This is a genomic window from Sphingorhabdus sp. EL138, assembly GCF_900258045.1.
GTDB lineage: Bacteria > Pseudomonadota > Alphaproteobacteria > Sphingomonadales > Sphingomonadaceae > Parasphingorhabdus.
On the sequence record NZ_OGVD01000003.1, the window covers coordinates 56,387 to 76,328 of the forward strand.

At 48.6% G+C, this 19,942-nt stretch carries 17 protein-coding genes; 8 read left to right on the forward strand and 9 right to left on the reverse strand.

Going from position 1 to position 19,942, the window contains the following annotated elements:
* The first annotated feature begins 219 nt into the window (after positions 1–219).
* Genes DK507_RS06505 through DK507_RS06525 form a run of 5 tightly spaced genes read left to right on the forward strand, consistent with a single transcriptional unit; the run spans position 220 to position 7,347 of the window.
* The gene (locus DK507_RS06505) at positions 220–2,145 is read left to right on the forward strand and encodes an HAD family hydrolase (protein ID WP_162558928.1); all 1,926 of its coding nucleotides are present in this window, start codon (positions 220–222) and stop codon (positions 2,143–2,145) included.
* Positions 2,135–3,253 carry a hypothetical protein gene (locus DK507_RS06510; RefSeq protein ID WP_109355596.1) on the forward strand — a complete coding sequence of 373 codons (1,119 nt, stop codon included), beginning with the start codon at positions 2,135–2,137 and terminating at the stop codon, positions 3,251–3,253. Before DK507_RS06505 ends, DK507_RS06510 begins: the two co-directional genes overlap by 11 nt.
* Positions 3,253–5,151: a hypothetical protein gene (locus DK507_RS06515; protein WP_109355597.1), complete on the forward strand. Its 1,899-nt coding sequence runs from the start codon at positions 3,253–3,255 to the stop codon at positions 5,149–5,151. The genes DK507_RS06510 and DK507_RS06515 overlap by 1 nt, the downstream gene beginning before the upstream one ends.
* Positions 5,141–6,280: a hypothetical protein gene (locus DK507_RS06520; RefSeq protein ID WP_162558929.1), complete on the forward strand. Its 1,140-nt coding sequence runs from the start codon at positions 5,141–5,143 to the stop codon at positions 6,278–6,280. Before DK507_RS06515 ends, DK507_RS06520 begins: the two co-directional genes overlap by 11 nt.
* Positions 6,277–7,347 carry a PfkB family carbohydrate kinase gene (locus tag DK507_RS06525; RefSeq protein ID WP_162558930.1) on the forward strand — a complete coding sequence of 357 codons (1,071 nt, stop codon included), beginning with the start codon at positions 6,277–6,279 and terminating at the stop codon, positions 7,345–7,347. The genes DK507_RS06520 and DK507_RS06525 overlap by 4 nt, the downstream gene beginning before the upstream one ends.
* Positions 7,348–8,374: 1,027 nt before the next feature.
* Here DK507_RS06525 and DK507_RS06535 read toward each other — a convergent pair.
* From DK507_RS06535 to DK507_RS06545, 3 genes are all read right to left on the reverse strand, one after another.
* Positions 8,375–9,726 (reverse strand): IS3 family transposase gene (locus tag DK507_RS06535; protein WP_109355600.1). Its coding sequence is split into 2 segments (ribosomal slippage): positions 8,375–9,390 and positions 9,390–9,726, totalling 1,353 coding nucleotides; the frame shifts between segments, so codons are not numbered across the junction.
* A gap of 44 nt (positions 9,727–9,770) precedes the next feature.
* Positions 9,771–10,379 (reverse strand): SDR family NAD(P)-dependent oxidoreductase, encoded by a 609-nt coding sequence (locus tag DK507_RS06540; RefSeq protein WP_109355601.1) that lies wholly within the window; start codon positions 10,377–10,379, stop codon positions 9,771–9,773.
* A complete protein-coding gene (locus DK507_RS06545; protein ID WP_109355602.1) occupies positions 10,363–11,079 on the reverse strand; it encodes a 2-hydroxychromene-2-carboxylate isomerase in 717 nt (238 codons plus the stop codon). The genes DK507_RS06540 and DK507_RS06545 overlap by 17 nt, the downstream gene beginning before the upstream one ends.
* Positions 11,080–11,260: 181 nt before the next feature.
* Here DK507_RS06545 and DK507_RS06550 point away from each other — a divergent pair, with 181 nt between their 5' ends.
* Positions 11,261–11,893 carry a TetR/AcrR family transcriptional regulator gene (locus tag DK507_RS06550; protein ID WP_109355603.1) on the forward strand — a complete coding sequence of 211 codons (633 nt, stop codon included), beginning with the start codon at positions 11,261–11,263 and terminating at the stop codon, positions 11,891–11,893.
* Between the two features lie 140 nt (positions 11,894–12,033).
* Positions 12,034–12,414: a DUF5360 family protein gene (locus DK507_RS06555; RefSeq protein WP_216822347.1), complete on the forward strand. Its 381-nt coding sequence runs from the start codon at positions 12,034–12,036 to the stop codon at positions 12,412–12,414.
* 120 nt (positions 12,415–12,534) lie between these two features.
* Here DK507_RS06555 and DK507_RS06560 read toward each other — a convergent pair whose 3' ends face one another.
* Positions 12,535–13,113 carry an HXXEE domain-containing protein gene (locus DK507_RS06560; RefSeq protein ID WP_109355605.1) on the reverse strand — a complete coding sequence of 193 codons (579 nt, stop codon included), beginning with the start codon at positions 13,111–13,113 and terminating at the stop codon, positions 12,535–12,537.
* 89 nt (positions 13,114–13,202) lie between these two features.
* Between DK507_RS06560 and DK507_RS06565 the strand changes: the two genes are divergently transcribed.
* A complete protein-coding gene (locus tag DK507_RS06565; protein ID WP_109355606.1) occupies positions 13,203–13,844 on the forward strand; it encodes a TetR/AcrR family transcriptional regulator in 642 nt (213 codons plus the stop codon).
* Between the two features lie 752 nt (positions 13,845–14,596).
* On the opposite strand, the gene DK507_RS06570 is transcribed toward DK507_RS06565, so the two are convergent.
* From DK507_RS06570 to DK507_RS06590, 5 genes are all read right to left on the reverse strand, one after another.
* A complete protein-coding gene (locus DK507_RS06570; protein ID WP_162558932.1) occupies positions 14,597–15,595 on the reverse strand; it encodes a hypothetical protein in 999 nt (332 codons plus the stop codon).
* Between the two features lie 4 nt (positions 15,596–15,599).
* Entirely contained in the window at positions 15,600–16,952 is a 1,353-nt protein-coding gene (locus DK507_RS06575) for an outer membrane beta-barrel protein (RefSeq protein WP_109355608.1), read from the reverse strand.
* A gap of 56 nt (positions 16,953–17,008) precedes the next feature.
* Positions 17,009–18,148 (reverse strand): glycosyltransferase, encoded by a 1,140-nt coding sequence (locus DK507_RS06580; RefSeq protein WP_367889552.1) that lies wholly within the window; start codon positions 18,146–18,148, stop codon positions 17,009–17,011.
* Positions 18,149–18,265: 117 nt separating this feature from the next.
* On the reverse strand, positions 18,266–18,526 hold the full coding sequence (locus tag DK507_RS06585; RefSeq protein WP_109355610.1) for a hypothetical protein: 261 nt from the start codon (positions 18,524–18,526) through the stop codon (positions 18,266–18,268).
* 39 nt (positions 18,527–18,565) lie between these two features.
* Complete coding sequence (locus tag DK507_RS06590; RefSeq protein WP_109355611.1) at positions 18,566–19,909, reverse strand: O-antigen ligase; 1,344 nt, start codon at positions 19,907–19,909, stop codon at positions 18,566–18,568.
* Positions 19,910–19,942: the final 33 nt, after the last annotated feature.

Below are 19,942 nucleotides of genomic sequence, written 5' to 3' on the forward strand. Positions count from 1 at the left end.
TAGCATTCGTCAAACATAGAATACGCATTTAGGCTTATGTGCTCGATACTGATCAGCTGTGCCTCGTAGCAGCTATGTCGTGCAGCAATTTGCACCGATGAATATTATGGTGGAGTTAATTGACGACAAAGGCCCGTCTAATGTGCAATAGAATCGACGCTGGGATTCGTTTGTTATTCCAAAATGAAACAGAAGTGTATAAGTGAAATAGGGGTTCGCTTGAAAAATCGATATCAATGCGAACTAGATAAATTGGAAGATGTTTATAACGCTGCCTTCGCACTAGATATTTCACATATCTCAAATCTGATTGAGAGAATTTCTGGACTCCCTCTTTTGGCAGTAGGTTCCGGCGGTTCTTTTTCAACAGCTAGTTTTGCTGCAACATTGCACGAATACCGAACTGGCCAGTTAGCCCGTGCTGTTACGCCGCTGGATGTCCTATCTTCTGCGCCACGCAAAGCTGGCACCATATGTTTTTCTGCTAGCGGAAGGAATCGGGATATTGGTGCTGCATTTCAGGCTGCTGCTCAGGAGGAACAAGGCCCGGTTGGAGCATTGGTGTTGTGCAACGACACTCCGCTACATGCGCTTCAGACCCGTTATAGTTATACCGATGTTGTCGGAGGATCAGGAAAAATTTTTAAAGATGGGTTTCTGGCCGTAGCCTCTATGATCACATCGGCCATGCTACTGAAGCGAGCATATGATTCGGTTTTTGGGGAAGTCCGCCATCTACCGCCAACGCTGAAGGACTTCGCACTTCAGTCTATCTCCGAAAAGTCCTTTGATTTTATTTCAAATGCTTCTTTTGATGCAGTTGATCAGCCTTATTTAAGCCTTCTTTACAGTACCTCAATGTCGTCGACGGCAATTGATCTTGAATCACGTTTTGTAGAGGCCGCATTGGGACCGATCCATACCGCGGACTATCGAAATTTTGGTCACGGCCGTCATCATTGGATTGCTAAGCGAGGAAATGACACGGGCATTGTTGCATTAGTTGGCAACGAAGATTCTGTGTTGGCCACGCGGACTTTGGATTTGTTGCCAGACAGCATCAAGAAATGGCGAGTTGAAGTCGCAGGTAGAACTGATGAACAGGCCATAGCCGGATTGTTTATTGGTCTTTACCTAAGTGCGGCAGCCGGTCGTTCGGAAGGAATAGACCCGGGAAAGCCGGGTGTGCCGTTGTTTGGACGCAAACTTTACCGACTTGGACCAGGCAGAATTAGGCAAAAGACCTCAGAAATTAATCGAACAGCCGCTATTCGCCGTAAAGCAATTGATGCGCTAACTAACGAGCCTGCAAAATTAGTGTGGGAAGCGTCATACGCAAGAGCGATTAAGGTCTGGTCCGAAGCGAAAATTGCAGGTGTTGCCTTTGATTATGATGGAACATTATGTGATCCGAGAAAAAGATTTGATCCCCTGTCGGAGGAAGTGGCGGTTTCGCTGTCTCGATTGTTAGAAGAAGGCTTGGCTATAGGAATCGCAACTGGTCGGGGTCCTTCGGCCGGAATTGCATTGCGCAATTGCATCCCAGAAAAGTTCTGGGCTAGTATAATCGTTGGTTATTATAACGGCGCAATCATCACGAGACTCGATGACATTCGCGATCCGCTGATTGGCGAATGTAAAAACCTCGAGATTCTAGACCAACTAAAGTCCCATTCAGTTTTGAAGGATTGCCATTTTCGAGCTAATGAGGCTCAAATCGCATTACGGTTGCCAGGGCATCTGATTGTAGAAGAGGCAATATCGGCCGTTAATTCTGTGCTTTCGGGAAACCATCTAAACGTGCCTGTCACCGCATCAAGCCATTCTGTTGATATTCAGTTCCTAAGGTCATCAAAAGCTGCGGTTGTTGATAGGTTAGATTCAGCTATTAGTGGAAATGGGATCGTAATGCGTTTGGGAGACAAAGGGGTGTGGCCTGGCAACGATGCTGAGTTTTTGGATAGTCCGTTTGGGTTGTCTGTGGATGAAGTCAGCCGCCATTCTGAACATTGTTGGGCGTTGGCTCCAGCCGGAGTAACGGGCGTTCAGGCAACTTTATATTATCTCAATAATCTTCACATTGTTTCCGGCGAAGCGCGTCTGGTGATTAAACCGGGCGATAAGGGAAACGTTTATGCAACGTGAGCTTGCCGAAAAACTTTTAGCTAGAATTATGAACTGGGAAACGGATGTGAAAGCAGCCGAGCGTGCCGCGTTGGAAGCATTCGCCGATTATAAGTATGATGAATATCAACAATATGCGCCGGGCAGGCGATTTCTCGAAAGTTTAGCATTATGGCTGCGCCAATTTGAAACTATTGAAGAACGTCAAATTGCATATAAATTTGTTCGAGAACGGTTAGTATTTATCTCAAATGCTGAGATCAACTACCTAGTAAGTTTGTCTTTCCCATCTTTTGTCCGCCCCCACTTAATTGAGATGACCGCAAGACAATTAGGTATTTCACCGCATCGAGTTAAGTTGATAACCAACACGGTGAATTACCGAACCAATCTGAGACGGACGCTTTTTCTGGGGTTGAGCGATGGAGCACAAACTGACCGGTTCAGAAGGGCTAATCCCTTAGATATTTCGAATGAACAGATTTGGCATGCTTATGATATTTCCACCGGGAAAGTAGGAAATCTAAAAAAAAAGCTGGAGATAGATGTAGCCAAACTCAATGATTCGGAAGGAGGTACCGCAGATCCAACCTTCCAGACTATAATATTGTTGGATGATTTTACAGCTAGCGGAACGAGCTACTTGCGTAAGGCAGAAAGCGGCGACTGGGATGGCAAAATCCATAAAATTTTAGATATGTTGGACAATGATGCTAGCCTAGGCTCACTCGTCGCAAAGCAAGAAGTATCAGTCATCATTGTCCTTTACGTCGCTGCACCTCAAGCAATTGATCACATTTTGCCATTGTTGGAAAAACGCGGGTTCGCGCGTGGTAATATAGAGTTTCGAATCGCTCATAAATTGGGATCCGATACGAAGCTGAGTCTTGAATACGATGCTGATATACTTAACCTGGTTGGCAACGACAAATATTGGGATGAGAACGCCGATGATGACCATGCGAAAGTAGGGGGAAAGTCGTTCAGAAATGGATATGCTGATTGTAAACTTCCCGTGATCCTTGGACATAATACGCCAAATAATTCGATCTTTCTTTTGTGGGCTGAAGACATTAGTAATGTTCTTGGTTTGTTCCCACGCGTGAGTCGCCATAGGAAGTTTGAATAATGCGTAATCCGTTTCGTTTAAGGGCCGCACAGCGCTCTGTAAGTGACGACCAATTCGTTAAGCTTTTCGGTGCTGGCGCGTTGGAACTCATTGATGAATTGGAAGATCCTTGGGGTGGCCTTGTTTTTCTACGTAGTGCTCCAGGCGGCGGTAAAACATCATTTCTTCGGCTTCTGACACCAAGGCCACTGAAGCTCGCTTCTCTATTAACTGATGATGCAAGCTCACGTCCAACATATGACGCACTTCGGAAACGAGGTGCCATTGATGAAAATGGTCCTTGTTTATTGGGAGTAATGGCGACGTTCACTCCAGAATACAGAGATATGGAGGAGATTGATCGTGGTGGAGGACTCTTCCGATCTCTGTTGAATGCAAGGATCGTGATTGCAACTATGCGAGCGATCCTCGAGCGCAGCGATCGAAGTTACCCCGACGATCTAGACACAATCTCAGCGACTTGGAGTCCTGACGTAGATGTTACAATTCCAGCCTCTGCGACCGGGCGGCAACTATACGACTGGGCGGCTGAGATTGAACGAACCTTCTATGATAGGCTCGACGACTTTGATGATATCGAGGACAGTACCGGTGGACATGTGAAGCTCGATGCTCTTTCCTGGTTTGCAACTGCTGAATTCAAAGATGCTCACGGGATTATCGGTGACAAAAGGTTATTGTTACTGGATGACCTGCAATATCTGTCTGTTGGCCAGCGTCAATCTCTTACAGATTTACTCACAAGTGCGCGCGCGGATTGCGGTATATGGGTAGCCGAAAGAATGGAAGCGCTAAACCATCAGGAAATCTTAAGTGAGGGTGTCTTGCGTGGAAGGGATTTCAACGGCGTAGTGCAATTAGAAAATCGTTGGGCTGGTCGCTTAAAATCATATTCAAAATTTGTCTCGCAAATTGCAGAGCTTCGGGCGCATCAGGCTGATGGCTTCGAAGATCGTGATCTCTTTGCCTCTATAGCAGAGATTGATGATGCTGCTGTTTGGAACGATAGGTATGAAGAAGCATGTCAAATTATTGAGAAAGAAATTCAGGAAAGAGTAAAATCCAATACGCGCTATAACGATTGGATCAAGGCTGCTGAAGATTTTGAAGGGACACCCTTTGATCGCGCAAAACGATGGCGATCAACGCGTGTTTTGATTGAACGGGATATGGCTAAAACACAAGTGTCATTCGGTTTCGACATTCTGTCTGATGATGAGTTCGCGGCGAAAGACAGTTCCGGTATGCGCAAAGCAGCGGAACATTTTCTCAGATCAGAGTTCAAGGCACCACTTTATTTCGGCAAAGAAACTCTTGCGGCCGTGTCATCAACGAATGTTGACCAATACGTTGAGGTAGCGGGCGATATATTCGAAGAAATTTCGGCTAAAATTACCGGACCAAGATCAGCTCCCACCACCTTGAGTACAACTAACCAACACCGGATTATAAAAGAGTCTGCTCGAAAGCGTTGGGAGGCTATGCCCCGGAGACTTCCCCATGGCTATGAAGCGCGTCGTCTGCTTGAAGCGGCAGGAACGTTTTGTCGGACGCAGACCTTCCGTGCGACTGCACCATATGCGCCAGGCGTTACTGGTTTCGCAATATCCATGGAAGACCGTGCCCGACTTATTGATCAGGCTGATTCAGGCCCTGACTACTATCGGAAGCTAAGAGATGTACTAACTTCACTCGTTGCCCACAATCTTGTTGCTCCTCGATTGGATCATAAAAACAAGAACCGGGAATATGTAGTTTTCTACATTAATCGGCTCGTTTGTGTGCATTTTGACCTCCCTTTAGGCTATGGGGGCTGGCGAGAAAAACCGTTGTCGGAACTATCTCAGTGGATTGAACTCGGGAAGCCAGCTGTTAAGGAGGCACGACTTGTCGAATGACGATTCACGGATGCGTTGGGACCCATATGTCTTGGCTCCCGATGATCAGTTCGACGCCTTTTGGAAAGACCATTTGGGCACGCGCTCGCGAGATGTATTGTTTATAATGGGGCGTGGATTCGATGTGAGAGCGACTGAGTCATGTGCTAGGATATTAGGCTCCGGTGGCGGCGGTCAACGGGATTGTTGGCTAATAGCATTCGACAATGGCCTTCCAGATTCGGAAAACCGCATCGCATTGACCAAAGAGAACGTGGACGCTTGCCGCAAAATATTTGTCAACGGGACAGTTACCGAATTGCCAGTGACACTATCTACCTCGGGGCGTCAAACGGCAACATCTAGAAGCGTACAGCGCGAAATTAGGAAACCTGATTTACTCAAAAATTATTCTGATATCGTCGTTGATATAAGCGCTATGCCCCGAATGATAGCAATGACGGTTGTTTCACAACTGATCCATTTGTTGGACCGTCTCTTTGAGGACCATGAGATTGAAGTGAATCTACATGTGACCACGTCGGAAAGTGTTAGCTCTGATCGTGCAGCTTCGTCGGCATCATTAAGTGATACGGTCACAAATGTGGTGGGCTTTTCTGGACAACTCAACGGGGAGGTTGATGAGCACATACCGCGCGTTTGGTTTCCGGTTTTGGGGGAAGACCAAGATGCTCGATTAACTCTGATTCGAGAAGAACTCCGGCCTGATGAAATTTGCCCTGTAATACCGTTCCCTTCTAGAAATGCTCGCCGCGGTGACGAAATTATTGGCGCATATCGTCAAATTTTGTTCGACGAGTTCCAAGTTGAACCGAAAAATATTCTGCAGGCTAGTGAATACAATCCATTTGAGGCATACCGGCAGTTGTATGGCGCGATTGAGAGATACCGCAATGCACTGCACGAGTTGGGAGGGTGTAAAGCTTTTGTATCGCCACTATCCTCAAAATTGCTATCCATCGGTTCGCTCTTGGCGTGTTATGATCATCGATCTCGAAGGCTAGAAAGTGCAAACCTCCATGTTGGTATGCCATATGTAGAAACAGCGACTTACGGCGAACCGGAACAAAAGGCTGCGGACAAAACAGAATTGTATTCAATGTGGATAAGAGGAGAATGGGAGCGATGACCCGTATAGATCTAAGATTCGAAAAAATGCGCGGGACACAATCTGCAATGGGGGCGGGCTTCGTGGCTCTAGATATTGTTGAGGGTCAAAAAAATACTTTTGCGGCGGCGGGAGGGTCCTGTGGTAACGTGATGTCAATTCTGTCGTGGATGGGGTGGAGAGCAATCCAAACCGGACGTTTAGGAACTGATCAAGCAAGTGAATTTATTGTAGAAGAGTTTGACGCCATTGGCGTCAATACGGATCATCTAATTCAAGATAATTCGATTTCCACACCAATCGTCATTCAAAAATTTGTTGAATCTAAAGATGGTGGACGGTCCCACAGATTTTCTCTGACTTGTCCTGATTGTAAAGGTTGGTTGCCACGATTTAGGGCGATGACTCTAAAGCAAGCTGATCCAATCGTAGAATCAGATTTGCGACCAGCCACATTTTATTTTGATAGGGTAACGCCAGCTTCGTTAAAGCTCGCTAAATGGGCTAAGGATCGAGGAGCCTTGGTGATGTTTGAACCTGCTTCTATCAACGACGAGCGAGCATTCCAAAAGGCGGTCGATTTGTGCCATATACTGAAATATTCAGATGAGCGTCTTGGGCACATTCCCGATCTTGAAGAAACACAAAATCCAAAAGTAATCATCAAAACGCTCGGCGAAGCAGGGCTCCAAATGCGTTGGCGAAATCGTTGGAGTCGAATCAATGCCTTTGAGGCACCTGTATTTGAGGATGCAGCAGGTTCAGGCGATTGGTGTACGGCAGGTATCCTCCATAGACTGGGTAACAATGGAAGTTCTCTTTTCCAAAATCTTAAAAAATCCGATTTGGAACGAGCAATTAGATTTGGTCAGGCGATAGCGGCAATTAATTGTGGATTTGAAGGTGCACGCGGGCTCATGACTTATATGGACCATGATGCTCTAAATAGCGCACTTAGGGTTTTAGTATCCGCTGAGCATCCTGATAAATGGGAATTTTCTGAAAAAGAGAAGCGAATCTTGCCTGCGCGGCTCTGTGATCTGTGCGCGCAGCCTGAGGAACCAGAAAGTAAAAAGCGAAGGGCTTGATCGTGGCCATGTAGGCATAACATCGTCATTCAAAAGTAATGGAATAATAGCCTTGTGTGCATATGGAGTCTTCGGATGGTTTTCTGATCAAGTATGAGTTCTAGAATGCAATGACGAGGTAACTCGCCGTAACTTTAATGTTGCATCGAATATGAAATCAGATTCCAGAGCGGCCACCCAATAATCATCCAAGCAAAAAAGCAAACTTCCGCGCCAAACACCAAATTTGCCATTCTAACTTTCAAAGGACGTAGATTATCCAACACAGCGGTGCGTCTTCCAATATTTGCTCCATTTGAGTGCCCAACCACCTTTTACCATCGCGCACGAAAGATCTCCGGATATTGGTGACACACACCATGCCGCAGTGCGCTTGCCGCCCGCCCCGCCATCGGATCGGCACTTCAATGTAGGCCCATACACCAGAACATGACCCTCCCTTGACCGTCCAGAAGGTTTGCCAACCAATTTCACTAGAGCGTCGCGTGCTTCTTTTGCACTTGCCTTCGGACAGGGATGACCAGTTGAACAAGTCCCATCCATTTCCCGTGCGGCAATGCCTGATAGTCTGACTCTTGGACCTTCGGCGCACCAGATGGGACCATCACCATCCCAGACACGAGTTGGCGTGCATTCGAACGATTGCCCTGCGCCAACAATGGTAGAACCCATTAATAGCAATTCAATCAAACCCATGTCTCACCCACAAATATTTGAACTTCCTAAATTGGAATAATGACGGCATTGGCTGCAAACTCAAGTTGGAACATTGGATTGGCCGAATTTGACCAGTTAATTTCAAAATGACGATGGGTGACATTTTCGCTATAGTCGAAGAGAAGAGGGGGCTTGGTTCCGGGTGAACCAAGGACTTGGAGACAAATAATGACCGAGGATAAAAACACACAATCTGACAATCAACAAAACTGGCCTGGCTTGTCAGAGGTTGACTGTCAGTCGTCAGATAAAATGAGACAGATGTGTCATTCACTTTGGTGAGAGTTTGGCACCATCTGGTTGGTCGATATTAAGCTGCCAGCTTGCTGTGAAGCAAGCGTCGTTTTCTAAATGTGAGTTGTTTGATCCTTTCTCTTTGTTTGATGATGGATTGAGCTCTGCCGAAGTAGGCATCTGCAGGTGTTACGTTATTGAGGCTCTCATGATAACGCTCGTGATTGTAATGCTCGACGAACGCCTCGACCTGCTTTTCCAGATCACCGGGTAGATAATAGTTTTCCAGCAGGATGCGGTTCTTCAAGGTCTGGTGCCAGCGCTCGATCTTGCCCTGTGTCTGGGGATGGAACGGTGCACCGCGAACATGGCGCATCTTTCGATCCTTGAGCCAGTCGGCCAGTTCTCCTGCAACATAGCTGGGACCATTGTCGCTGAGCAGACGCGGTTTATGCAGCACATGTGCTTGATCGCAGCCAGATGCCGTCAATGCCATCTCCAGTGTATCCGTTACATCTTCTGCTTTCATCGTTGCGCACAGTTTCCAGCTGATAATGTAGCGGGAGAAGTCATCGAGGATGGTGGAGAGATAATACCAGCCCCAGCCTATGATCTTGAGGTATGTAAAGTCGGTCTGCCAGAGCTGGTTAGGTGCAGTCGTCCTGTCCTTAAACTCGCTCGCTGCTTTCATTACGATAAAGGCCGGACTGGTGATCAGATCATGGGCCTTGAGGAGCCGGTAAACACTGGCCTCAGATACGAAGTAGCCTTTGGTGTCGGTGAACGTCACTGCCAGCTCTCTGGGCGATAACTCAGAGCGTTCCAGCGCCATCTCCAGTATCTGTTCGTGGATCTCATCTGGTATCCGGTTCCACGCACGTCTGGGACCAGGGCGCTTATCTTCCAACGCATCTTCACCAAAACGCTGATAGAGGTCATACCAGCGGTAGAAGGTAGGCCGGGCGATGCCCAGCCTATCCAGTGTTTGCTTAGCTGGCAGGTGTGATCGTTCCACCAGCCTGATGATCTCCAGCTTCTCGGATGCAGGATACCTCATTCGTCTTCGTCCCCATCCCCGATCATGCTTTTTTTGAGAAGTCGGTTCTCCAAAGTCAGTTCTGCAACAACTTCTTTCAGGTCGCGGCCTTCACGGCGAAGTTCACTCACTTCTTCATTGTTGGCAGCACGCGCTGTGTCACCTGCAAGACGCTTCTTGCCAGCCTCCATGAAGTCCTTCGACCATTTGTAATAGACGCCTTGGGCAATGCCTTCTCGGCGACATAGCTCGGCTATCGTATCGTCACCGCGCAAACCCTCCAGTACGATCCTTATCTTCTCTTCTGCGCTATATTGCTTGCGGGTAGCACGGCGAATATCCTTCACCACCTGGTCAGCGGGCGCCTTGGAATTTTTCTGTTTTGATCTCATCTTCGTTCCTTACGTCACTACGATGATACCAAAACACTCACATGTTAATGAACCGCAATCTGTCTATCGAATGCTGACGGGGAACAGGTCGCAAACATACCGGGCAAAAGGTTGTTCAGGATTACGCCATGCGGAGCGATTTCCCGCGAGACACTTGCGGTATAATTGAGCAGTGCGGACCGCGCCGGGCCGGACATCAACCGCCAGATCATAGGGTTTTTCGCGGAAAAGGTCGCGATATTAACAATCCGGCCCCAACCTTTCTCTTTCATCACCGGAATGTAATTGCGCATGATTTCAATCGGTCCGATCAAGGCTGTGTCCACGGAATCACGCCACATCTCAGGCGTTACCTTTAGGAAATCTCCGTTCGGATCAGGGGGTTTGATTGTGATGGCAAGAATATCGGGATCAGGACAAGCGGCGAATAAGACTGCACGGCCTTCCTCGGTGGAGGAGTCTGCAACAACCGGAGTAACTGGCACGTCAAATTTTCCAGCGATTTCCTCGGCCGCCTTTTGTAAGCGTTCTTCACCGCGAGCGGTGATGACTAGCTCGGCTCCTGCCTCCGCCAGACGTTCAGCCGTTGCTCGCCCCATACCAGCACTTCCACCGGCCATAATGGCCTTCTTACCTTTAATCTTCAGATCCATTTTCTAACTCCTTTAGTCGGTCGATTTCATTCAATTCATGCGTTGATTGGCCGGATGGACTACGTTTCAATCCCGACTCGTCGAGACGCCAACGCAGTGTATCGATCCGGTCCTGACCAAAGAAAGGCTCGTCTTTGAAGACCATTGTCGGCACGCCCCAATGACCTGATTGCTCAAGCAATCGATGGTTTTTGTCTATCTCTGCCTTTGCATCATAATGCGCGAACGCGCTTTCCATCTCGGACAGATTGAGACCCGCTCGCTCTGCGACAAGCGCGAGATGGTCACCTTGGTCCCAATCTTTAGTTCCACCCCATAGTAAAGCTGCCGCATGATGTGCGAAATCGATACCCCTACCGCGGCGCTCCGCCTCAACGCCGAGCATCGACAATCGCCAGATATAAGGTTGTTCTTCTGGCACTTCATAGGTTTCCATATCTTGGACAACTGGATCCGGCTTTGGCCAGAAAAAAGGCAAGCCCAGAAACGCCGCGCGGCGCTTGGAGTCCATCACTATATACTTTGGACGCTTCTTGTCGGCAGCATCGAACACGGTAGATTTGGCGCGCAAAGCAATCGGTAAAACCGGGCGCAGTGTGACACTGACCGCATAGTCCTCGCGTATTTGCAGCAGGTCAGGAGTAACAAGATAGGAATAAGGACTTCTGAACGACCAGAAGACATCGACACATTTCGACATTATTTTTCCTTCCAAGTTTCAATCCGCTGGACCATCCAAGCTGGAAAGTGCGGCGCCTTAGTTTCGAAAATAGGTGCTACCCGAATCATAAAATAGGTAGTAAAACCTATTATTAGGTATTATGTACTAAATTACAACTTTCTTTTACATAACGGACTAAACCACGAGGACATTTGAACTGATGAAAAAGCGCTCAGCCACCGCTTCTCGAATTTTGGATGTCAGCAGACGTGCCTTTAATGCCAAGGGCTATGCGGCAACGTCAGTCACCGAAATTGCGGCTTCCCTGCACATGTCCCAAGGCAATTTAACCTATCACTTTCCTGCGAAGCGCGACTTGGCGAAAGCTCTGGAAGACGATGTACTATCGCTGATGAAAGACCATCGCGCAGCCAAGAAAAATGGGACATTGGCCGACGACTATATCGACCATTTGCTATTCGGGATGGAGTTGACGTGGCGCTATCGCTTCCTCTTGCGTGATCGTATGCATTATGCAGGCGAACCCGTAGGTCAGCGACCGGATTCCGAACTGACAGCAGATTATGAAGGGCTTGTCGCCTTACTCAAGAGAATTGATAACGAAGGTCTCTTTGTAGGGGACAATGCGCAGAACATTGATGTCCTGGGCCGGTCGCTCTGGATAGTCAGTCGCTATTGGGTTGACTACCTACGAGAACTCGAAGGGCTTGAGCAGGTAAGTTGGGCCGACCAAGAACGCGGTATTGAACATCATCTTGCCGTTCTGTTCCCATACCTGAAAGCCTCTGCGAGACGTGAGTTCAAAGCAGCATTGGACAAGCAACAAATATAGAAGAGTGCGAACTGTTGGAGTGATCCGAATTGTCTTGATTTAAGGCTGTTGTGCATTGATCTCTAACGTCCGCTTTTGCGTCCAGAGGTGACATTTCCTCAACTTGGCTCTAACGTCCTGAAATGGCTAGAAGATGGCTGATGCGGATTACGGATGTAGGAATGCTGCTCTACTGGGCGGTGACTGCACTGATGGCATTATCGATCATATCCGTACCAGGAGAGTATCTATTCAAGGATTATCATGATCCGCGTGTAGTGGCCTGGAATTGGTCATTCATGCCCCTCGATGTCATTTTTGCAATATGCGGACTTTGGGCGCTCAGACTGGAGCGTATTGGAGATCCGAGATGGAAGGTGTGGACAGCTGTATCACTAAGCCTGACGGTATGTGCAGGCCTTATGGCAATCAGCTATTGGATTGTTGTCGGAGACTATGATCCTGCTTGGTGGATACCAAATCTCTTCCTTATGCTCTGGCCGATTCCATTTCTTTTTGGACTAGCAAACAACGAAAATTGAATATCCGCTTTTGCGCCCTAAGCGGTCGTGGCCAATTCTTTGTGAAAGAGGGCGACCTTAGATCAATCCTGATGCAAATCTCAAATTTATATTCTCTGCAGCCGTTTATTAGCTGGCCGTTCAGCGCTGCAAATTTTCCGAAGGCGCTTGTTGAGCAGATTCGCCATCAGCGCTTTTGTTCATGAGGCCGAACACAATCATCAGTATCCAGGCGACAAGTGTTGCAATGAGCAAGACAATCGGTCCGAACGCTTCAAATACAAGAAAGACAACACCGCCCATAATGAACACAAAAAACAAGATTAAGGGGGTTGTCAGCTCTTCCTTCAATGCAACCCGCCAGATAAGAAAATTCACCGGTAAATAGAGCAACACAGATGTAATCATTCCAGGGCTATAGTCTTGATAGATGATTGTGGTGACAACATGGAAAATTGCGTTGGCGACTTGGCTTCCCATCAGAAAGCCAATTGTAAGTGCGGTGCTTACCCGATTTCGAAAGATGGAATTCAGTATCAAATAGACAAATGTTACTCCCATCAGGATTGTAAGCATCGCTTCTGTTGTCAAAGCGTTATTGTCGGGAAAGTAGGATAAACGCCAAGCTCGGAAATCGAGAAGCAGATTTTCTTCGCCATGATGGATGGCATAAGCAAGGGGAGCAAATAGCAGCGAGGTTTGAAATGATAAGCGAGGCATGTCGGTCTCCGCAATAAATGATAGCGAAGTGATAACTCCCTCTAAATTGACTTTCCAGTCACTTAAGGATCGTCTATCCGGTTTAGGTTATGAGCAAGCCCGGATATCAAGGCATTCGACGCACTCTAAGCCGGGATGCCCTGCTTGATGCTGCGGAAATATTGATCGGTTCTGAATCTTTTGCAGCCGTTTCCATTGATGAGATTGTTGATCGCGCAGGGGTAGCCAAAGGAACCTTCTATAATCACTTTGTCGACAAACGAGATATCGGCAATCACCTTGCCCGGCGGATAAGACACGATTTGCGTGGAAGGATTGCCGAAGCAAAAACCAAAAGCGCTGATCCTGCAATGCATCTTGCGATTGCGATGTCTGTTTTCCTGAGCATGTCGGTTCAACGACCCCAACGTGCGAAAATCCTGATTACACTGCTTGTTGGTATTGCTGATTCAGACGCATCCATGAACGCTCCTATCCGAAAGAATCTTGAAAGAGGACAATCGGATGGGAGATTTCAGTTTGAAGAGATCACCAGTGTTCTTGCATTTATCCTGGGGACCGTGTCTGCAGGGATGCGATATATCATGCAGCAAAATCAATCCGGGAAGAACGACACTTTCGTCCGAAATCTCATCAGGCATACGCTTTTGGGACTTGGCCTCGAACGAGAAGAAGCGGAGCGAATAGCTGGAGTAGCGACCTTGGAGTATTTCTCACCAAAAAAAGTCTGAGAGCATTCAGTTGGTTCGCAATTCTCTTAATTCTGCTAATGGGATTGTATCGGATAGACGAGTTATCTTATGTCCGCTTTTGCGCCCTAAGCAGACATTAGAGTACAATACCATCGTCAAATGATTCAATGCCTGCGCTGAAGGCTAACTAACCAAAACTCGTCATTCTGCTGCCTGCCCAAAAGTGCTCCTTAGATCGCATATCTCGAATAGCTGCTTTTCAGTTTGCCGACAAAAGCGGGCAGGGGCTGCGTCGTGGCCAGCATCAGCTCCTTTTATGCAACAGGTGTCCGCTTTCTTTTTGCGGCGGACTTACACAAAACCTTACATAGTTCCTGCTTACCAAAATAATTATTGTTTTTTAACAGTGATTTACAATAGAGTTGCTTCACTCAAAATCCTGTTATTCTATCGTGCAGGCTTGCTATTCGGAATGACACAGATGTTTGGTACTTCTCGCTTCCAAAGCTGGAACCCTTGATTATCTAGCATCACAGGGTTTTGTGCTAATAGGCTAACACATAAATCCATAACTCGGCCCAAAAATAGTAGAATATTAAGCACATAATTTAACACAAACATCGAATATGTCGATAAAAAACAATATATAACAATATTATAAAATCATAGCGTTCCGTCTCATAACCTGAAGGTCGTAGGTTCAAATCCTACTCCCGCAACCAAAAAAAAGCCGCTGACCTAATGGGTTGGCGGCTTTTTTGTGTCTGGCGCAAAGGGGAAGTCTCAGGCCTCTATTCCTTCGTCCTAATGCTTTGCTCTTCTCGCGCGGGCACCCAGGTGATATTTGGCTTGCTATTTTCAGCAAGGACCAAAGGAGCCCCAGGAGCGCTAATATCAGCATTGCGAATTTCGATATTGGCTGGCGCATCATTATCAAAAAGAAAAACCGGCGCATCATTATCTTCTGCGGCGCGCACGACGGGCCGGTCGATTACGTATTTTGCGCTGCCCCCATGGAAGGAGAAATGGGAAGCTCGGCCGGACCCGCCACGTGACCGTGGATCTTCACTACGGCATCTTTCCACCTCACCGCTGCCCCAAAAGCGGAAATTGCGTTTGTTATCTTTGGCCACGCAATCGGACAGTCTGACATCGGTTGATTTCAAATCAAACCCTCCGTCCGTGCTGCCTGTGGCAACGCAATTCAGATATTGGATCGCCTTATTGCCTCGCTCGTCAGTAAAACCGTCTCCGTTCCAGTAATCGCTGCCAGACCTGCCCCGCTCGGCAAAACCATGTGCCTCACAGCGACGATAGATGATGGACCGTGCTTCATCGTCGAGAACGAAGCCGGCGCAGTATCGTTCTGTCTCCGTCCCGGCCCGCGCAATCACATCTTCAATGAGACCGTCTCGCGATCCATAACGAATACGGGTCATGGCTCTGCTGATGTCGTCTCCTGTAATCCGGCGCAATGTGAAATTGGTCAATGACGCCGGCGTAGATCGGTCTGAAGCGGTATTTTCAAGAAACCGATATAAATCGCGCCCCTCGACATCTTCAACAACCAGACTGTCCGTCGCGACATTCACCCGAATGGCACCATTGCCCAAATTGAAAAAACCCGAGTTTTTGATCACTAATCCCGATTGGGCTCTTAGCCCTTCTCCTGAGCCATCGCCTTTGAATGTGCGGCCATCTATGGTGGCTGCGTGGGCAGAATGAGATCTTCCTAACAGAGACGCCAAAATGAAGGCGGAGATAACAGTTCGGCGGTCTGGGTGGTCCATGATGTCACATTCCTGCAATGGTTATGCCCGCCAGGAAACGATGCCGGGAGAATTCACGCCCCGGAAATGTGCCCGAAGCATCCTGTTCGCGAAAATCATATTGGGCGTGGAGCGCAAAGCGCGGCGCCAGACGCCATTCGGCGCGCATCTTTGTGCTGATGATATTATAGCGCCGGTCGATATCCTGGAAGCGGTCGCGCTCGTAACCAGCGCTCGCACTGATGACAAGATTGCGTAACAATTCATAGTCCGCCGTCAGCGAGAAAGATGTTGCAACAAAAGCGCCTGACCCCAGTGTTGAGGACTCTTCAACCCCGCGATTGGCTCGCGCCGTCAGCGTCACCAGGGGTGTTACAAAATATTCCGCCTTGGCCCTGACGGCAAAACCATCGACATCTTCAAAGCCAGGATCCTCGAAATTTTGCTTGAAATAGCCAACCCCGATTTCCGAGCGGATCAGTTTGCTGAGTTGAAAACTGGTCCCGGCGGTAATTTCATAGCCTTTGGAGTCTCTGGATGGAGAAAGCGCCGGTTGTGTCGTATAGTCCCGCCGATTGACGCTTCCGTTGATAAATACAGAAGTGTCGGGGCTGATCGCGAATTCGGCAGCCATATCTGACGTAAACAGTGTTCGGTTGCGAAAGTCCTGATCCACCGGCGCGTCCAGACCGTCTCGTCCGTCCTTATAATCACGGGTTTCAACCCCGACGCGACCGGCAATACGCAGCCGATTGAAACTTTGTGCTGCGCCGAGAAATGCAGAAGCATAGCGATATTGTACTGGCTCTTGCAGATTCAGGGGGGAGGCGGGATCGGTTCTGTCCTCCGTGGCTTGTCCGTTGCGGGTTCCGATATAGATCTGGCCATCCCGGCTGGCGTCAAACCTTCCGCGGAGACCCAATGTATAGTCCGTGGTGCTCTGACCATCGGCGCTTAAATATTGCCGACGGTCTGCCTCTGCAGCCGTCGCGATATTGAAACTGCCAAGCTGCGTAGACGCAGTAACTTTGGGCCTGACCCGCACGATCAGGTCATCACTCGCATCGCGCACTGCAAAGATATTGCTGTCGTAAAGCGTTTCTACATTGATGCTTGGCATGATCTCCACTCCATCAACGCGGTACGGGACCGGGTCATATTCAGGCTGGGGCCGATCAAGAACGCCAAGCTGATCGTTCCTCTCGAACTGCAGGCTCTCCTCACGAAAATCCTCCAGTAGGTCGGACTGTTGAGCATAGGCGCGGCTTGGCAGCATAGCCGCAATGATCAGCGGCAAAATAAGAGCCTGATAAGACGTAAAAACTTTGTCGCTGGCGGTTCGTTTTCCGACAGCACGCATGGGGCCAAATTGACGCATATCCGCTTCAATTCCTTGTCTTGCCCCAAGGTTGAACAATTGCCCGAGAGCGTCAGCTACACGGCATTCATGCTATTCTGTATCACATGCCAGTAACGGCGTGCCGCCTTTTCCGGTGTATAGTCTTTCGTGCGGGTCAAAGCGAGATCAGCGAAGCGTTTGCGGGTCTCATCATCCTGAAAATAGAGCAAAGAATCGGCCATTGCGGTAACATCGTTGCACGGAACCAGGACGCCAAAATCAACCGGAGTCATCTCTTCAATTGCCAGATTGTTCTTGTTAGCGAGAATTTCTGAGGGGCCGGATTTGCAATTGGTGGAAACTACCGCAGTGCCGGTACTCATCGCTTCGACCAGTCCGTTGGGGAAGCCTTCGGCATTGGATGGCAGCACAAAAAATTGTGCTCCGGCGAGAAGGGGGAAAGGGTTTTGGATGAAGCCGGTCAGGATGATCTGTGGCTCTAGCCCATGATCAGCAATTTTCTGTTCAAGAGTGGCGCGGAGCGGCCCATCGCCGATGATGATTAGCTTTCCCGGCATTGATGCGGCAGCAAAAGCATCAATCAATAGGCTAAAATTCTTGTTCTCTACCAACCGGCCTATTGCGACAATGTAAGGTTCATCCGGATGGACAGGATATTTTTCAAGTGCCTGCCGGGCGATGCGGACGGTATCAACCGGATTGGAAATCACGCTGATGATATCGTCCGGAATGGCAAACGCATCCGACAGATCATCCGCTACGCCCTGTGATACGGCAATGATATGTGTAGCATGGCGATAGGAAAGCTGCACGAGCATGCGACTAAGGCGCCCGGATAGCCCTTTGCCAAGATGCGCGCTGGTATTAACCCGTTCACTGATAATCCAGGGGCAACCTTTGCCTGCTCTGCTGGCCCAGTTCGCCACGTTTGAGCGGGTTAGAAAACTCAGCGTTGCAGCAGGGCGCAGGGATCGTTCCAGCGCACGTAATTGCCGAATGGATTGCAACAGGCTGCCACGGCAATCCAGCTGATGGACAGTGATCCAGTCCGGCACTTCATAGGCGGCTGGTTCATCGTCCAGCAAAGCCAGCGATATATCATATTGATCGCGATAAGGAGTCGAGTGTCGAAGCAAGGCAGCCATAACCCGCTCTGCACCTCCGCCTGTCAAACTGTTGATGATGAAGAGAATTGTTGGTCGCAAAAAATTCAACCTCAGGGGGACAATCTACTTCTAAATATCAAAGCCCGAACGGCAGCAAAATTGTTCGGCGATATAACGCACAGATTTCGCGTTGACGGGAAGGAACCCCAATAAAAGAAAATCCATTCAGAAGAAAAAGATCAGCAATCCAATCGCGATGATGATCCAAATGAACAGTCCGGCAACAACGATGATCCGTGTCCTTTGCGGCAGCTGTGCTGCCTTTTCGGATGCGGAAGACGGCTGGAAAGCACCAGGATCATCAAGCTGTTCTGCAGCATTGCCATCCAATGTCGAAGGAGAGTCAGAAAGTATCCGCGCACTAACCGTATCGCCTGACAAATTGGATCGACTGGATCCAGCTGTATCGCCGCCTTTCTTGTCCAATTACGCCTCCCCTGTTCCAGCCTATCTGGAACCAAAAAGTCAAGCAGGGTGCAATTGCGCTTTGAAATGGCTTCTGATTGCCCCTGATTCCACCTTCCTAAATAGCGAAAAACCACAAATAATGGCATAAAAAATTACACCTTCTATTTGCCACAGGGCCATGGTTGCCAAGTTCATGAAAAGGAATGACAAATGCGCGAACAACAATATCACGCGGTCTTCAGTGGGCGCTCGCATGGCCAATTTGATCATGGTAACCCAGAAAAACAACAGTAGGAAAACGCCGGCCCAGCCCAGTTCGTAGAGATAGGCGACAATTGTATTATGGGGGTAGACTTTGAATATCTCCTCCCAACTGTCCGGACCGAAGCCAATCAGATGATTGAGCGTCGACCCATCAAGCCAAGCGTATATATATCCTGACCATATATAGAGCCGACCCGACAACAAACGCCGCTCGTCAAACGAAAATTCTGCTTGTGGTTTGATATATTGGCCGGGGTCGCCGAAAAACACCGCGAGGTCATTGAAGCGTTCTGCTGAGAAACCGGCCAGCATGAAAACTCCGGCTACCGTGATTACCGATATGATGACGGCCAACATGACTCGCTGTTCCCGCACGAAAGAGAACATGGTGCTGCTCACCAACTGTATCACTGCAACCGGCAAAACCGCAAGCATGGTTGTCCGGTAGTTGGCCAGCACGATCCCGCCAAGCAATCCGATGGATAGAAGGCCCTTTAGCACGCGCGTTAATGAACTCGCAAAACACAAGACCACGAAAAACGTGGCCATAGCAATGGAGAAGGTGGCCTCATGGTTATAGCCGCCGATATAACTGCTGGAACCATCGAATTCAGATGCTTTTACTGCGCCCAGACCGATCGACAGCAATTGGAGAACAGCCAAAGGCGCAAAGGCCCAGAGCAGGGGCGTAAAAAACCGGGCGCCGCCATTTTCCAAAAGCGCACGATATATAGCGATCATCAGCACCATGAAATATATATGTTTCACTGCGGAATCGAGCGCCGTGAATATGCCGTCATTGGCGGCGGCACTAATCAACGACAGCAGGATTAGCGCATAGACGGGCATTAACGGCTTCAGAAGATAATGGCGCGGGGTTACCAGCAGAAGGCCCGTACCGGCAATCGCCACAGAGCCAATGGCATTCCAGCTCAGCCCGGCAATAGCTGGCGAAAAAGTGATTTCATGAAAAGCGCTCATGATATAGCGGAGCCAAATGGCAAGAATCACAAAGCGCGCTGGATAGCCGCGCACTTTCTTGAGTGCCAATACCATTGGAATGGCCATGAGGAGCGTAACCAGCACCAATATTGGTAAAGGTAAAGATGGCGCTCCTCCCAGGTCGTCGCCGATCATAGACTATTCCTTTGGATATATGAGGAAAATATG

Coding starts and splice junctions, on each gene's coding strand:
- DK507_RS06560 (WP_109355605.1), bottom strand. CDS start 13,113: ATGCCTCGCTTATCATTTCAAACCTCGCTGCTATTTGCTCCCCTTGCT.
- DK507_RS06590 (WP_109355611.1), bottom strand. CDS start 19,909: ATGATCGGCGACGACCTGGGAGGAGCGCCATCTTTACCTTTACCAATA.
- DK507_RS06575 (WP_109355608.1), bottom strand. CDS start 16,952: ATGCGTCAATTTGGCCCCATGCGTGCTGTCGGAAAACGAACCGCCAGC.
- DK507_RS06565 (WP_109355606.1), top strand. CDS start 13,203: ATGAGCAAGCCCGGATATCAAGGCATTCGACGCACTCTAAGCCGGGAT.
- DK507_RS06540 (WP_109355601.1), bottom strand. CDS start 10,379: ATGGATCTGAAGATTAAAGGTAAGAAGGCCATTATGGCCGGTGGAAGT.
- DK507_RS06525 (WP_162558930.1), top strand. CDS start 6,277: ATGACCCGTATAGATCTAAGATTCGAAAAAATGCGCGGGACACAATCT.
- DK507_RS06515 (WP_109355597.1), top strand. CDS start 3,253: ATGCGTAATCCGTTTCGTTTAAGGGCCGCACAGCGCTCTGTAAGTGAC.
- DK507_RS06510 (WP_109355596.1), top strand. CDS start 2,135: ATGCAACGTGAGCTTGCCGAAAAACTTTTAGCTAGAATTATGAACTGG.
- DK507_RS06550 (WP_109355603.1), top strand. CDS start 11,261: ATGAAAAAGCGCTCAGCCACCGCTTCTCGAATTTTGGATGTCAGCAGA.
- DK507_RS06570 (WP_162558932.1), bottom strand. CDS start 15,595: ATGGACCACCCAGACCGCCGAACTGTTATCTCCGCCTTCATTTTGGCG.
- DK507_RS06555 (WP_216822347.1), top strand. CDS start 12,034: ATGCGGATTACGGATGTAGGAATGCTGCTCTACTGGGCGGTGACTGCA.
- DK507_RS06545 (WP_109355602.1), bottom strand. CDS start 11,079: ATGTCGAAATGTGTCGATGTCTTCTGGTCGTTCAGAAGTCCTTATTCC.